The sequence below is a fragment of the Streptomyces sp. NRRL WC-3742 genome, assembly GCF_000720635.1.
Taxonomy (GTDB): domain Bacteria; phylum Actinomycetota; class Actinomycetes; order Streptomycetales; family Streptomycetaceae; genus Kitasatospora.
In genome coordinates this window covers 17,858-32,843 of sequence record NZ_JOCF01000003.1, presented here as the reverse complement: position 1 = coordinate 32,843, position 14,986 = coordinate 17,858, and the positions used below count along the sequence as shown (strand labels likewise).

The 14,986-nt window shown below is 72.5% G+C and carries 8 protein-coding genes and 2 pseudogenes; 3 read left to right on the top strand and 7 right to left on the bottom strand.

Annotated elements, in window-relative coordinates:
- Positions 1-36: 36 nt before the first annotated feature.
- Positions 37-2,434: pseudogene (locus tag IH61_RS40250) on the bottom strand (non-reducing end alpha-L-arabinofuranosidase family hydrolase).
- A gap of 167 nt (positions 2,435-2,601) precedes the next feature.
- Positions 2,602-4,095, bottom strand: a complete 1,494-nt coding sequence (locus tag IH61_RS0102630; protein ID WP_031064234.1) for a sigma-70 family RNA polymerase sigma factor — start codon at positions 4,093-4,095, stop codon at positions 2,602-2,604.
- A 269-nt stretch (positions 4,096-4,364) separates the two neighbouring features.
- Here IH61_RS0102630 and IH61_RS0102625 point away from each other — a divergent pair.
- Together IH61_RS0102625 and IH61_RS0102620 are read left to right on the top strand one after the other, a co-directional pair.
- Positions 4,365-4,547: pseudogene (locus IH61_RS0102625) on the top strand (xylose isomerase); the annotation flags it as partial.
- A gap of 122 nt (positions 4,548-4,669) precedes the next feature.
- The gene (locus tag IH61_RS0102620) at positions 4,670-6,787 is read left to right on the top strand and encodes a beta-galactosidase (protein WP_031064227.1); all 2,118 of its coding nucleotides are present in this window, start codon (positions 4,670-4,672) and stop codon (positions 6,785-6,787) included.
- An 89-nt stretch (positions 6,788-6,876) separates the two neighbouring features.
- Here the strand turns inward: IH61_RS0102620 and IH61_RS0102615 are convergent, their stop codons facing one another.
- The 5 genes from IH61_RS0102615 to IH61_RS0102595 form a co-directional block, all read right to left on the bottom strand.
- A complete protein-coding gene (locus IH61_RS0102615) occupies positions 6,877-7,932 on the bottom strand; it encodes an aldose epimerase family protein (RefSeq protein ID WP_051836186.1) in 1,056 nt (351 codons plus the stop codon).
- A gap of 227 nt (positions 7,933-8,159) precedes the next feature.
- Positions 8,160-9,668 (bottom strand): L-arabinose isomerase, encoded by a 1,509-nt coding sequence (araA, locus tag IH61_RS0102610; RefSeq protein ID WP_031064220.1) that lies wholly within the window; start codon positions 9,666-9,668, stop codon positions 8,160-8,162.
- Between the two features lie 11 nt (positions 9,669-9,679).
- Complete coding sequence (locus IH61_RS0102605) at positions 9,680-10,348, bottom strand: L-ribulose-5-phosphate 4-epimerase (RefSeq protein ID WP_031064217.1); 669 nt, start codon at positions 10,346-10,348, stop codon at positions 9,680-9,682.
- Positions 10,345-12,078, bottom strand: coding sequence for a ribulokinase (locus IH61_RS0102600; protein ID WP_051836143.1), 1,734 nt, complete (start codon positions 12,076-12,078; stop codon positions 10,345-10,347). The genes IH61_RS0102605 and IH61_RS0102600 overlap by 4 nt, the downstream gene beginning before the upstream one ends.
- A 310-nt stretch (positions 12,079-12,388) precedes the next feature.
- Positions 12,389-13,381, bottom strand: coding sequence for a LacI family DNA-binding transcriptional regulator (locus tag IH61_RS0102595; protein WP_051836185.1), 993 nt, complete (start codon positions 13,379-13,381; stop codon positions 12,389-12,391).
- A gap of 806 nt (positions 13,382-14,187) precedes the next feature.
- On the opposite strand from IH61_RS0102595, the gene IH61_RS0102590 reads away from it, so the two are divergent.
- The gene (locus IH61_RS0102590; protein ID WP_158844555.1) at positions 14,188-14,877 is read left to right on the top strand and encodes a hypothetical protein; all 690 of its coding nucleotides are present in this window, start codon (positions 14,188-14,190) and stop codon (positions 14,875-14,877) included.
- Positions 14,878-14,986: the final 109 nt, after the last annotated feature.

Genomic DNA, 14,986 nt, shown 5'->3' with positions numbered 1-14,986 from the left:
CCCCGGCCGACGGACGGCCGGGGCCCTCCCGTGCTGTCAGTGCTGGAGGGTCAGCAGACCCGGGCGGTACGGCAGCCGGTCGTAGGGGTCGGTGGCCGTCGGGGACTTGCCCTGGTAGAGGAACTGCAGGTGGCAGGGGTCGACGGTCATGGTCTGGTCGGGGTTGTCGCGGACGAGGTCGCCGTGGCTGATGTCGTTGGTCCAGGCGGCGCCGCTGTTGGCCTTTCCGGCGAAGGGGTTGCTCTCGGTGGCGGCCTGCGGGGTCCAGGAGCCGTTGAGGCTGGTGGCGGTGAAGGAGCGGAAGTAGCGCTGCTCCGTGGCGCCGCGGGCCTCGACGATCATGAGGTACTGGTTGCGGCCCTGGACCTTGTAGACCTGCGGGGCCTCGAAGAGGTTCTTCACCGAGTCGGAAGAACAGGTACATGTTCTGGTCGTCGCCGATCAGGGTCTGGTCGATCGGGCCGGTGCCGGAGTTCGGGATGCTGCCGGTGAACAGCGGCTGCGGGGCCGACCAGCCGTTGGGGTTGGTCGGGTCGTTCGAGGTGCGGTAGACGAAGGGCGACGCGCCCCACTGGTAGGACAGCACCCAGATGTTCTTGGGCGCGAAGTAGAACAGCGTGGGCGCCACCGTCTTCTCGTTCATGCCGGTCTGGGGGGCCGAGGCCATGTCCGACCAGTTGGTGAACGGGGCGAACGCCATCGAGCCGTACCCGGACCCGGTCACGTTCGACGCGTACACCAGGTGCTTGCCCTTGTACGTGACGGTGGTGAAGTCCTTCAGCGAGGCCCACCCCTGCGCGGGCTCGGCCAGCGCACCCGAGGAGGACCAGCGGTACGTCGAGGGCAGGGCGCAGTCGCCGCTCGGCGGGGTCGAGGGCCCGGTCAGGCCCGTCCACTTCTGGTTGCTGCCGCCGGACCAGCAGGTGTACAGCTGGATCTTGGTGCCGTTGGCGGTGCCCGCGCCGACGGCGTCGAGGCAGAGCCCGGACCGGACGTCGGAGATCGAGCCGTCGGCGTCGAGGTTCCACTGCTGGTCGGCGCTGCTGTCGCAGTCCCCGATGACCACGGCCGTGCCGTTGGCGGCGCCCTTGCCCCTGGGCGCAAGGCACTTCTTGCCGTAGACCGTCAGCTGCTTGCCGGAGGTGTACGTCCAGCGCTGGTTGCTCCCGCCGTTGCACTGCCAGAGCTGCGCCTGGGTGTCGTTGGCGGTGGAGAAGCCGTTGATGTCGAGGCAGCGCCCGGAGGCGGCGCCCTTGATCTCCCCGGTGCCGCCGCTTCCGCCGGCCCCGCCCGTTCCGGTGCCGGAGGCGGCCTTGAGGGCGTTCATGACGGCGGTGTAGGCGGGCTTGGCCTTGCCGTCGCGGTCGAACAGCAGGGGGTTCTCCCCGCCGCGCCAGGAGTCGCTGTCGCGGATGCCCCAGACGCTGATGCCGGTGCACCGGGCGACGGACAGGCAGGCGTTGACGGCGTCGGCGTACGCGTTGGCGGGCGCCTGGGCGATGTCGAGCTCGGTGAGCTGCACGTCGACGCCGAGTGCGGCGAAGTTGGCCAGGGTGGTCCGGAAGCTCGACGGCGCCCCGCCGGCGCCGAAGTGGCTCTGGAAGCCGACGCAGTCGATGGGCACGCCACGGGACTTGAAGTCCTTGACCATGCTGAAGACGCCCTGGGTCTTGGCGTCCGACCAGTTCTCGATGTTGTAGTCGTTGTAGCAGAGCTTGGCCGAGGGGTCGACGGTCCGGGCGGTGCGGAACGCCTCCTCGATGAAGCCGTCGCCGAGCACGTTCTGGAACACGGACTCGCGGTGGCGGCCGCTGCCGCCGTCGGCGAACGCCTCGTTGACCACGTCCCAGGCGTAGATCTTGCCCTTGTAGTGGGACATCTCCTGGGTGATGTGGTTGTCCATCACGCCGCGCAGGGTGTTCGCGTCGCCGATCGACTTGACCCAGTCGGGCAGTTGGGAGTGCCAGACGAGGGTGTGGCCGCGCATGCGCTGGTTGTGCGCGGAGGCGTGGTCGACGATCGCGTCGGCCGGACCGAAGGTGAACCTGCCGCGGGACGGCTCGACGGCGTCCCACTTCATCTCGTTCTCCGGGGTGACCGTGTTGAACTCCCGGTCGAGGATGCCGGAGTACGTCGAGTCGCCGAGCCGGCCGGCGGCCACGGCGGTGCCGAAGTACCGGCCGGAGGGCGTCGCCTGCGTGCCCAGGGCGGCGTCGGCGAGGTCGGGCAGGAGTGCCACGACACCGGCCACCAGCGCGGCGGCCGTCGTTCCTATCGCCACCACGCGGCGGCGCCGGCTGAGCCGGTGCAGGCCCTTCACGACTCGCCCCGGAGGCCGCGGACCGGCCCGGAGACTGCGATCGTCCGCACCCGGGGCGGGGGTTCGTGGGTGTGTCGCGTCATGGGAGCGCCTTTCTTCGGGGATTCGCCTCATCGAGGGGCGCCTCCCCCGCCGGCCCGTCGGGGCGGGCGGCGGGAGGAGCACCTGTATGGGAGGCTCCCGAGCGCGCGGCGCCGTAACGGAAAACCGGAGGATCGCCTCCGTGAGGTACCTCGCAGGAGAAAAGCGTTACGCCGGGCCCCGCTGCACGGTCGGGCCCGTCAGGCCCACGCCCCGCGCACGAGGAAGGACGCCTGGTCGGCGAAGGCCCGGGTCCCGTTGTCACCGTCGAGCCAGACGCCGCCGTCGCGGTGGTGCAGGGCCGATCCGGGGTAGTTGTGCGCGTGCAGGGTCACCGACCCGGCGACCGACCCGGGCTGCGGGCAGAAGGTCGCGTCCTCGCGGAAGAGTTCGCTGCCGTCGTCCGCGCTCAGCCGGAGCCGCAGATCGCGGTGGCGCAGGTAACGGCCGTCCGCTGCACGGAAGGTGACGCACCGCGCATCGGCCAGGCCGCCGACGACCGTGAAGGTGGCCCGCTGCCGCGTCTGCGCGCTGGTGGACGCGTCGACCCGGCCGAGCGTCGCGAAGTCGTCGGCGTACGTGAGGTACAGGGCGGGATCCTCCACGGACTCCAGCGACTGCGGGCCCGGCGGAACCACGGCCGGGGCGGGGGACGCGGCCGCGGACGGACTCACCCGGGGCGGCGCGGTGGGGGCTGCCGTGACGGCGGGTGCCCGGGGCGCCGGTTCGGGCCAGACCGCGTAGGTGGCGGTCGCACCGGTGACCAGCACCGCGCCGGCGGCGAGGGACAGCAGCGGATGGGCGGTCACGGCGGAGAGCTTGGCCGCCAGCGAGCCGTGCAGGCTTCCTCCCCCCGCCGCGACGGAAGCCGCCCCGGCGCCACTCAGGGCGGTGCCCGGCAGCAGGCCCTTGGCCACCAGCGCGGCGAGGAGCCCGACGGGGACGGCCAGGGGCGCGACGCGCAGGAGCAGCAGTTCGGCCGGGATCCGTTCGGTCGTCGCCGGCGCGCAGGCCGGGCAGTCGCGGGTGTGCCGGGCGATCCGCTTGCGCCACACGGACGCGGGCAGGCCGTCCCAGCCGGCCACGGCCTCGTCCAGTCCCGGGCAGCGCGGGTCGGTGTTCAGCGCGGAGACGATCGTCCGGCTCAGGTCCAGCTGCTCGCGCATGCGTTGCAGGCGCACGCCGACGTGGGCGGCCGTGAGCCCCGTCGCGGCGGCGAGGTCGTCGCGGCTCAGCGATCCGGCGCCCTCCTGCCACCACAGCGACAGCAGCACCCGGTGGTCCGGGTCGAGCCAGCGGCCGGCTTCGACGACCTGGCGGCGTTCGTCCGACACGTGCAGCCGCAGGATCGCCGTGTCCTGGGGTTCGGCGCGGCCGTCGGGTATGCGGTACGCCTCGTCGATGACCACGGTCCGGTCGGCGAAGACGCCCAGCCGGTGCCGGTGTGTGCTGATCTGACGCAGCGCGATCGACACCAGCCAGGAGCGGAAGCTCTCCGGCGAGCGCAGCGCGGGCAGGTCGCGCACCACGCGCAGCAGGGTCTCCTGGACGACGTCGTCGACGTCCGCGTGCCCGCTCAGCGCGCGCCCGACGATGTTGTAGAGCAGCGGCAGGTACGCGGCGATCAGCTCCTCGCGCGCCCGCTCGTCACCGGCCTGCGCCGCGACCACCAGCCCTGCGTGATCCGCGTCCATGGGTCCCTTCCCATCTCCCTCAGGGGAGCGGTCCTTCGAGTACGAGCGCCACACCCTAGCGTCGGCGGAGGTGTGGGGCCAACGCCCTGTCGATCAGCCCGGATCAGACCGCCGGCAGCAGGGTCGGGTCCGCCATGATGCGGCGGACCGCCGATCACGACGCGCAGCTCGGGCATGCGTTTCCTCCGGTGGGGTTCCGTCTCGCGTTCCGGCATACTAATTTGTTGAGAGCCCTGACAAACGACCCTTCGGCGAGGAATCCGGAGCCGCTCCATGTCAACGGCCAGTCCGGCATCAAGTACGACCAGGACTTCCGCTTCGGCGCCGGCGACCTGCGCCAGGCGTTCTGGCCGGTCGACCTGCTGGAGTCGGCCGGCTACGACGGCCCGAAGCACTTCGACTTCAAGCCGCCGCGCACCGAGGACTTCGACGGCGTCTGGGCCTCCGCGGCGCCCGCTGACCGACCCCGCAACGGCAAGGCCGGAAGGCACTGATCACCGCCTGATCACCCCTGCTCTCCGCCCCGGCTGCCGCCCCCGGCAGCCGGGGCCCCCTCACGTTCCGAGGTTCACCCATGGCCCTGCTGCCCCCGCGCGTGCTGTTCGGCGCCGCCTACTACCACGAGTACCAGCCGTACGAGCGGCTCAAGGAAGACCTCGACCTGATGGCCGAGGCGAGGTTCACCGTCATCCGGGTCGGCGAGTCCGTCTGGTCCACCTGGGAGCCGGAGAACGGCGAGTTCGACCTCGAATGGCTGTCCCCCGTCCTCGACGGCGCCCACGAGCGCGGCATCTCCGTCGTGCTCGGCACGCCCACCTACGCCGTGCCCCCGTGGCTGGCCCGCCAGTACCCGGAGATCGTCAGCGACCGGGGGACGGGCCGGCCGATGGGCTGGGGCGCCCGCCAGGAGGCCGACTTCTCCCACCCCGCCTTCCGCCACCACGCCGAGCGCGTCACCCGGGCGATCCTCGACCGCCACGCCTCGCACCCGGCCGTCATCGGCTTCCAGGTGGACAACGAGCCGGGCCTGCGCCTTCCCCACAACCACGGCGTCTTCCAGCGCTTCGTCGACCACCTGCGCCACACCTACGGCGACGTGGAGACCCTCAACCGGGAGTGGGGCCTGGTCTACTGGTCGCACCGCCTCTCCACCTGGGCCGACCTCTGGACGCCCGACGACAACCAGCAGCCGCAGTACGACGTCGCGTGGCGGGCGTTCCAGGCGCGACAGACCACCGAGTTCGTCGCCTGGCAGGCCGCGATCACCCGCGAGTACGCCCGGCCCGGCCAGTTCGTCACCACCTGCCTCGCCTACGAGCACCCGGCGATGGAGGACGACGAGATCACCGACGCCCTGGACGTCACCGCCGCCAACCCCTACTACGACATGCAGGACGCCCTCGCACTGCCCGACCCCTCGCCGGAGGAGCAGGAGCAGTGGTGGAAGACCAGCGGCGTGTGGGCGCTGTACCGCAGCGCCGACCGGATCTACTCCTCCCGGCAGGAACCGTTCCTGGTCACCGAGACCAACGCCCAGGCGATCAGCGGCACTTCGGAGAACCTCCCGGCCTTCGACGGGCAGTGGCGCCAGGCCGCCTGGGCCCTCGTCTCGCGCGGCGCCCGGATGATCGAGTACTGGCACTGGCACACCCTGCACTTCGGCACCGAGACGTACTGGGGCGGCATCCTCCCGCACAGCGGCAGGCCCGGCCGGGTGTACGCCGAACTCGCCCGTCTGGGCGGCGAGTTCGAGACGGCCGGGCCGCTGGTCGCCGGGATCGAACCCGATGCCGACATCGCGATCGTCTACTCGATGCCCAGCAAGTGGCTGATGCAGAAGTACCCGCCGCTCTCGAAGCCCGACGGCAGCCCCGACGCCGGCTCCTACCACCGGATCTTCGACCCCTTCTACCGCGGCGCCTTCGAGTCCGGCCGCCAGGTGCGCGTCCTGCACGCCCGTCAGCTGCACGACGCCCGGGGAGGGCGGGAGGGCCCGGCGCCCGAGGAGGCCGCGCGGCGCCACCCGGTGCTGGTCGTGCCCGGGCTCTACCTCGCCGAGGACTCCCTGCTGGACTGGCTCGCCGCCTACGCCGAGGCCGGCGGCCACCTGGTCCTCGGCCCGCGCACCGGCTACGCCGACCACGAGGCCCGGGCCCGCCACGAGACCGCGCCGCCGCGCCTGACGGCCGCCGCGGGCGCGTGGTACGACGAGTTCAGCAACCTGCCCTCGGACCTCCCGCTGCGCGCCGTGCCCGGCAGCCCGCTGGAGCTTCCGCCGGGCGCCACCGCGACGCGCTGGGTGGAGGGCCTCAACGCCACCGACGCCACGGTGCTGGCCGGGTACGACCACCCGCACTTCGGCCGCTGGCCCGCCGTCACCACCCGGGCCCACGGAGCGGGCCGGGTCACCTGCGTCGGCACGGTGCCCGGCCGCGACCTGGCCCGGGCGCTGGCCGCCTGGCTGGTCCCCGCGCCCGCCGCCGGCTGGCGCGACCTGCCCGCGTCCGTCACCGCGAGCACCGGAACGTCCCCGGACGGGCGCCGCGTCCACGTGGTGCACAACTGGAGCTGGCAGCCCGCCCGGGCCCAGGCCCCGATGGCCCTGACCGACGTACTGGGCGGCGCCTCGGTGCCGGCCGGCGGGGCGGTCACCCTCGGCGCCTGGGACGTACGGGTCTTCGTGGCGGGCTGAGGAGGCGAGAAGGGGGCGGAGAGAAGGAGGAGGAGGGGTGGCGGTGCCCCGCCGGGCCCGCCACCCCTCCCGCCCTCTCCCGGCGGCCGCTACTCCGCCGAGAAGCGGTACACCGTCCTCGACCGGTACCTCTCCCCCGGCCGGAGCACGGTGGAGGGGTAGTCGGGCCGGTTGGGCGAGTTCGGGAAGTGCTGGGTCTCCAGCGCGACACCCGCGTACGTGGTGTACCCGTGGCCGGAGGGGCCGGTCACCGCGCCGTCGAAGTGGTTCCCGGTGTAGACCTGGAGCCCCGGCTCCGTGGTGAGGCACTCGACCTGGCGGCCGCTCGCCGGGTGGCTCAGCACCGCGGCCCGCCGGAGTCCGGAGCCGTCGAGCACCCAGTTGTGGTCGAAGCCGAATCCGGCCGCCCGCAGCTGGGGGTGTGCCGCCCCGGTGATGCAGGCCCCGATCCTGCGGGCCCGGCGGAGGTCGAAGGGCGTGCCGTCGACGGGCTCGACCGGGCCGAGCGGTATCAGCTCCCGGTCCACCGGGAGGTAGCCGGCGGCCTCGACGCGCAACTGGTGGTCGAGCACCGATCCGCTGCCCTCGCCGGCCAGGTTGAAGTACGCGTGGTTGGTGAGGTTGACGACCGTCGGGGCGTCCGTGGCCGCCTGGTAGGTGATCGAGAGCTCACCGTGGGCGTCGAGCAGGTACGTCACCGCGGCGGTGACGGTTCCCGGGAACCCCTGGTCCCCGGCGGGGCTGCGCAGACGGAACCTGACGCCGACCCGCCCGTCCGCCCGGACCGGGACGCCGTCCCAGAGCCGGGTGGCGAAGCCGTCCGGGCCACCGTGCAGGAGGTGTCCGCCGGGCTGGGTGGCCAACTGGTGCGTCTCGCCGTCGAGGGGGAGCACGCCGCCCGCGATCCGGTTGGCGTAGCGGCCGACGGTCGCCCCGAAGTACGACGCCTCACCGAGGAGGTCCTCGAGGCTGGCCCCGGCGAGGACGACATTGGCCCGCTGCCCGTCGCGGTCCGGCACGGTCACGGCCTGGAGGCGGGCGCCCAGGCTGAGCACCTCGGCCGTCACCCCGTTGCGGGAGCCGAACGTCCAGCGGGTGACGCGCCGGCCGTCCGGCAGGGCTGCGGCGTTCTCCTGGGCCGCCATCAGGTCGCCGGGGGAAACGAGGACCTCTGCGGACACGGGCTGCTCTCCGATCGACGGTTCCAGGAAGAGGGGTGCGGCAAGGGCCACCTCGAGGGGCGTTGACAAGGGCGCGGACGACGGCGCGGACGACGGCTCCGCAGCCGGCTTCGCGGTCGGCGCTGCGGCCGGCCCTGAAACGGCGCGACGCCCGCCGGGCCGGCGGGCGTCGTCGATTCCGGACACGGAACTCACAGCCCCTGGGCCAGCCGGTGGTAAGCCTGGTTCCAGCGCAGTTCCTTGGTGAACTGGCGGATCCTGGTGTCGTCGTCGATCACCAGGAGCTCCACCGCCAGCATCTCGGCGAGGTCGTCGAGTTCCTCGGTGCCGACCGCGGCGGAGAGCACGGTGTGATGCGGCCCTCCGGCCGTCAGCCACGCCTCGGTGGAGGTGTGGAAGTCCGGGCGCGGCTTCCAGACGGCCCGGGCGACGGGCAGGTTGGGCAGGTCCGCCGGCGCCGTGACCAGGTCCACCTCGTTGGCGACCAGCCGGAAGCGGTCGCCGAGGTCCGCGAGGCCGACCACGACGGCCGGGCCGGGCGCGGCGTCGAAGACCAGACGCACCGGGTCCTCCCGCCCGCCGATGGACAGCGGGTGGATCTCGCAGGAGGGGGTGCCGGCGGCGATGCTCGGGCAGACCTCCAGCATGTGCGCGCCGAGGATCAGCTCGCGGCCGAACTCCAGGTGGTAGGTGTAGTCCTCCATGAAGGAGGTGCCCCCGGCCAGTCCGCCCGAGACCACCTTGAGGGTGCGCAGCAGGGTGGCGGTCTTCCAGTCGCCCTCGCCGCCGAACCCGTAGCCGTCGGCCATCAGCCGCTGCACGGCGAGGCCGGGCAGCTGGCGGAGCCCGCCGAGGTCCTCGAAGTTGGAGGTGAACGCCTTGAAGCCGCCCTGCTCGAGGAAGCCGCGCAGGCCGAGCTCGATGCGCGCCGCGTAGCGCAGCGACTCGTGGCGCTCGCCGCCGGCCCGCAGTTCGGGGGCGAGGCGGTAGACCTCCTCGTACTCCTTGACCAGTGCGCTGACCTCGCCGTCCTCGGTCGCGTCCACCGCGGCGACCAGGTCGTTGACGCCGTAGGTGTTGACGGAGACGCCGAAGCGGCGCTGGGCCTCGACCTTGTCGCCCTCGGTGACGGCGACGTCGCGCATGTTGTCGCCGAAGCGGGCGAGCTTGAGGCTGCGCAGTTCGGCGCGGCCCGCGGCGGCGCGGGCCCAGGTGGCGATCCGGGCGGACACGGCCGGGTCGCTGACGTGTCCGGCGACGGTCTTGCGGGCGACGCCGAGGCGGGACTGGATGTAGCCGAACTCGCGGTCGCCGTGGGCGGCCTGGTTCAGGTTCATGAAGTCCATGTCGATGGAGGCCCAGGGCAGTTCGACGTTGGCCTGGGTGTGCAGGTGCAGCAGCGGCTTCTGCAGGGCGTCGAGGCCCGCGATCCACATCTTGGCCGGGGAGAAGGTGTGCATCCAGGCGATCAGGCCGATGCAGTCGTCCGCGGAGTTCGCCTCCAGGCAGATCCGGCGGATGGCGCTCGCGTCCGTGAGGACGGGCTTCCAGACGACCTCCACCGGGACGGCGGCGTCGCGGTTCAGGGCCTCGGCGATCCGTCGGGACTGCTCGGCGACCTGGCGCAGGGTCTCCTCGCCGTACAGGCCCTGGCTGCCGGTCAGGAACCAGACCTCGCGGCCTTCGAGTGGCTTGGTCATGGGGTGGCTCCTCACCGGCCCTGGGGCTGGCCGTAGACGTTCTGGTAACGGAAGTTGAGACTGTCGATGTCCGCCTGCGCGATCGGCAGCGGTTCGCCGAGCTGGCGGGAGAGGTGGACGGTGCGGGCCACGTCCTCGCACATCACGGCCGCCTTGACCGCCGCCTTGGCGTCCTTGCCGACGGTGAAGACACCGTGGTTCTGCATCAGGACGGCAGGCGAGCGGTGGCCCTTGAGGGTGTCCACGATGCCGCGGCCGATCGAGTCGTCGCCGATCAGGGCGAACGGGCCGACGGGGATCTCGGCGCCGAACTCGTCGGCCATCGCGGTGAGCACGCAGGGGACGGCCTCGCCGCGGGCCGCCCAGGCGCAGGCGTAGGTGGAGTGGGTGTGCACCACGCCGCCGACCTCGGGCATGTTGCGGTAGACGTAGGCGTGCGCGGCCGTGTCGGAGGAGGGCGCGTGCTCGCCCTCGACGACGTTGCCGTCGAGATCGCACACGATCATGTTCCCGGGCGACAGTTCGTCGTAGGAGACGCCGCTGGGCTTGATGACCAGGAGGTCCTCGCCGGGGACGCGGGCGGAGACGTTGCCTGCGGTCCAGACCACCAGGTTGTAGCGGACCAGTTCCCCGTGGAGGTCGCTGACCTGGCGGCGGATGAGGTCGATGGTCGCGTTCACAGAACCTCGCTCGACGTCGTGGGGGTGGCCGGGGCGGTAGGAGTGGAAAGGGTGGTGAGCGCGGTGTTGCGGATGTCGCGCAGACGGTGCAGGAGCTTGTCGGCGCCGAGGCCGAAGTGGTCGTGCAGGGCGCGGTACTCGGCGAAGAGCCGGTCGTAGGTGTCGGCGTTCGCCCCGTCGGGCTGGTAGGCCCCCTGGTGCACCCGGCCCATGGCGGCGGCCGCGGTCCGTACGTCCGGGTGGGCTCCGGCGGCGACGGCGGCGTGGATCGCCGAGCCGAGCGCCGGGCCCTGCTCGGACTCGGCCACCGAGACCGGGCGGCGCAGCACGTCGGCGTAGATCTGCATCAGCAGGGCGTTCTTCTTGAGGCCGCCGGTGACGATGAACTCGGTGACGGGGACCCCGCCCTGCTCCAGGGCCTCGACGATGACGCGGGTGCCGAAGGCGGTGGCCTCCAGCAGGGCGCGGTAGATCTCCTCGGGGCGGGTGGAGAGGGTGAGCCCGACGATCACGCCGGACAGGTGGTGGTCGACCAGGGTGGAACGGTTGCCGTTCATCCAGTCGAGGGCCACCAGGCCGTGGGCGCCCACGGGTTGGTCGGCGACCTTGCGGGTGAGCAGCCGGTGCAGGTCCTCGCCGTTCGCCTCGGCCTCGGCCAGGTACTCGGCCGGCACGCCCTGGCGCAGCCACCAGGCGAAGATGTCGCCGACGGCGCTCTGGCCGGCCTCGTAGCCGTAGGAACCGGTGACGATGCCGTTCTCGACCACGCCGCAGATGCCGGGGACGTCGGCGAGCGTGGCGCCGTTGACGACGTGACAGGTGGACGTGCCCATGATGGCGAGGAGCTGGCCGTCCTCGACGGCCCGGGCGGCGGGTGCGGCCACGTGCGCGTCGACGTTTCCGGCGGCGACCGCGATGCCCTCGGGCAGGCCCGTCCACTGCGCGGCCTGCGCGGTGAGGGTGCCGACCTTGCTGCCGAGCGGGGAGAGCGGGTGCTCCAGGCGGGTGCGGGCGAAGTCGGCGAACTCCGGGTGGAGCGCGGCGAGGTAGTCCTCGCTCGGGTAACTGCCGTCCTGGTGGATGCCCTTGTACCCGGCGGTGCAGGTGTTGCGGCTCTCGGCGCCGGTGAGCTGCCAGACGATCCAGTCGGCGGCCTCGATCCAGCGCTCGCAGGCGGCGTAGACGGCCGGGTCCTCCTCCAGCACCTGGAGCGCCTTGGCGTACTGCCACTCGGCGGAGATCTTCCCGCCGTAGCGGGAGATCCACTTCTCGCCGCGGGCGTGGGCCAGGGCGTTGATCCGGTCCGCCTGGGGCTGCGCGGAGTGGTGCTTCCAGAGCTTGGGCCAGGCGTGCGGGCGGGCGGCCCAGGTGTCCGTCTCGGAGAGCGGGGTGCCGTCCGCGAGCACGGGCAGGACGGTGCAGGCGGTGAAGTCGGTGGCGATGCCGATGACCTGGGCGGGGTCGACACCGGCGGCGACGAGGGCGGCCGGGACGGCGGTGCGCAGCACCTCGCGCCAGTCCGCCGGGTGCTGGAGCGCCCAGTCGGGCGGGAGCTGTCGGCCGGTGCCGGGCAGTTCGCTCTCGATCACGGCGTGCGGGTACTCGTGGACGGCGGTGCCCACTTCCTCGCCGTCCCTGACCCGGACGACCACTGCGCGGCCGGAGAGGGTGCCGAAGTCGACGCCGACGACGTACCGGTCGGTGTCGTGGGCGGGAGGGGTCACGGTCACGTGCTCATCCTTCGTGGGAGGGGTCTGCGTCGAACGTCTGTCGCCGGTACGGTCCTCAGCCGGGGCAGGGCGGTCCGCACCGGCGACAGGCTTCATTCCGCCGCCTCTCCCTCATGAGGCGGCGGAACGCGGAACCGTCGGCCGGGCTCACGGAAGCGGGATGCGGTGGCCCGGCCGGCGGGGTGGGGGGAGCGTTTCTGTTAACGCTCACGGAGATTGTTAGCGCTAACAAAGGACGTGTCAAGGGAGAGGGCAGGCATCATCGGTCCGCCTGCGGAACCGGCGCCCGGGGACCGCGCGCCGAATCGGCTCAGCGGCCCAGGACCGGGCCCACGCTGCGCCGAAGCACCAGCTCCGGGCTGATCTCCACCTGGGCCGGGGAGGAGTGCGCACCGCCCTCCAGCTCGGCGACGAGCAGTTCCAGGGCCCGTCTGCCGAGTTCGCCGAAGTCCTGCCGCACCGTGGTCAGCGGCGGGGTGAAGTACGCGGCCTCCGGAATGTCGTCGAAGCCGATCACGCTGATCTCCTCCGGGACTGCCCGGCCGGCCTCGTGGAGGGCCCGCAGCAGGCCGAGGGCCATGTGGTCGTTGGCGCAGAAGACGGCGGTGACATCGCGCAGCCGGGCGAGCCGCAGCCCCGCCTGGTAGCCCGAGCGGGCGCTCCAGTCGCCGCGCTCCACCTCCGGCACCGGGCATCCGGCCGCCCGCAGCGTGACGTGCCAGCCGTACTCCCGGTCCTGGCTCTCCAGCCAGTTGGCCGGGCCCGCCACGTGGTGCACGGTCCGGTGCCCGAGGTCGATCAGGTGCCCGGTGGCCTCGCCGGCGCCGTAGCGGTTGCCCACCGACACCATGGGCACCCGCGTCTGGGAGCCCGACCCGACCGCGACCAGCGGCACGGAACTGGAGAGGCGTGCCACCGCGCTGACGGCGGAGGTCTGCGGCGCGATCACCACGACGCCCTCCACCCCCTGGTCCCGCAGCCGGTCGACGGCCTCCTGGACCGAACGGCCGTCCAGGGAGCGCAGGCTGGTCACGGTCACGAAGTACCCGGCGCTGCGCGCGGCCCGCTCGATGCCGTCCAGCATCGAGGCCGGGCCGTAGAGGGTCGAGTCGAAGCTGACGACACCGAGCGCCTGCGAGCGGCGGGTGACCAGGGCGCGGGCCGCGGAGTTGGGCCGGTAGTCGAGCTCCCTTATGGCCGCCAGGACGCGGTCCCGGGTGTCGGGCTTGACGTGCGGGGCGCCGTTGAGCACCCGGGACACCGTTTGGTGGGACACACCCGCCAGTTTCGCCACGTCCGCCATGACGGGCTGGCGCTGTTCCGTCCCGGTGCTGTCGGTTCCCACTGCAGTCCCCCTCCTCAAGATTGTGGACCACAGTACGCGACCAGGTCCAGGCCAATTCGTCACCCTCGGTGCAACGGGCAGCTCCCCTTCCTACCAGCCCTTCGGCCGTTCGACACCTGGCCATTGCGGCATGTTGACGCTCCCGGAGGTGCCCCGACTGCCAATGCGTGACCCCGTCAAAGGTTGAAGCCGTAACCATGATCGCGTTGCTCCCCACGCCCTTCCCCCGTCGCGTCCGGGCCACACCCCCGAGTGACGCCCGGCCGACGACCCGGCGAACGCGGCACCACGCACGGTGATTGACGCCCGGCATGTGATCGCTCACTCAACGCACCGGCACACGCGTGACCGATCCCGCGCGGCTGCGTCCCGGTTCCGGCGGTCACGGCCGACCGGCCGCTCGCCCGGCATGCGGCGAGGAGGTCCTGAGCCCGCCCTTCGACTCGACACCGGAACTCTCCGGGCTCCTCGATCCCTCGGCCCCCGCCCCGACGGGGCTTCAGCGCGCCCGCCGTCCGCCCGCCGATTGACGGGGCGCCATCTCACCTTCGTATGGCGCTGGTTGGCGGGGTCCACCCCCCTCCGATCGGCGGGTGTACTCAAGATCAGAGCCAGTTGACAATGAACAGTAAGGTACCCTTATGGCCGAACCGGAAGGGATCCCAACCACACAACGGGACCCCCGCTTCGGCAGCAGACAACGTGTCCATGGGGGGTACGGAGGTCCTGGGTCCCGATCGGGCAGCGATCAACAGGGAATTGGTTTGGGACTGAACAACGGGGTGGTGGCCGTCGACGTCCTCTCGGGCAGTACGCCGGCCCATCGGTGGCTGCATGTGGCGTGGGCGGGGCGGACGACGGTGGACCGAGGGTCGCCGGAGGCCCTGCGGGCGGTGCGCCGGATGATCGGACGGATGCTCGGAATCGCACAGCAGGACGTGCCGCTCGGCCGGGATCCGCTGGGGCGGCCGCGGCTGGACGGCTGGCCGCTGGGGCTGGCCGTGTGCTTCGACAGCGGGCGGCTGACCGTGGCGCTGGCCAGGGACATGACCGTGGCGCTGAGTCTCCAGGAAATCCTGCACTGCTGGAGCAGCGCTGACTTGTTAGCGCTCACATCAACGGAGAGCACCTGGGTGACCGAGGCACCCGGGAAGCTGGCCTGCGAACGGCTGACCCGGCTCTGGACCCGCAAGGAGGCCGCCCTGCGCCTGGGTGGCGGCCCCTTGGCGGCGGCGTCCGAGACGGAGGTGCTGGCGGACGGGCGCGACGGCAAGGTGGCGCTGCCGGTGGTGCCGCGGGCGGCGTCGCACTGGGCCCCCACCGGCTCGCCCGCGGTGGCCTACGTCCGGGACCTCACGGCGCGGCCGGGCATCGCGGCGGCCGCGGCGACCTCGGAACGGATCGACGGCGTGCGCAGCTGGCACTGGGACGACATCGAGGACGGCCGGTCATGAGGCTCGGGCGCGCCCCCGGCCGCCCGAGGGCCCGTCCGAGCGATCCTGTCGGATCAGCGCGCGGCGTCGGGCGTGCGGCCGGGCGTGCGGCCGGACCGTCCTCGTACTG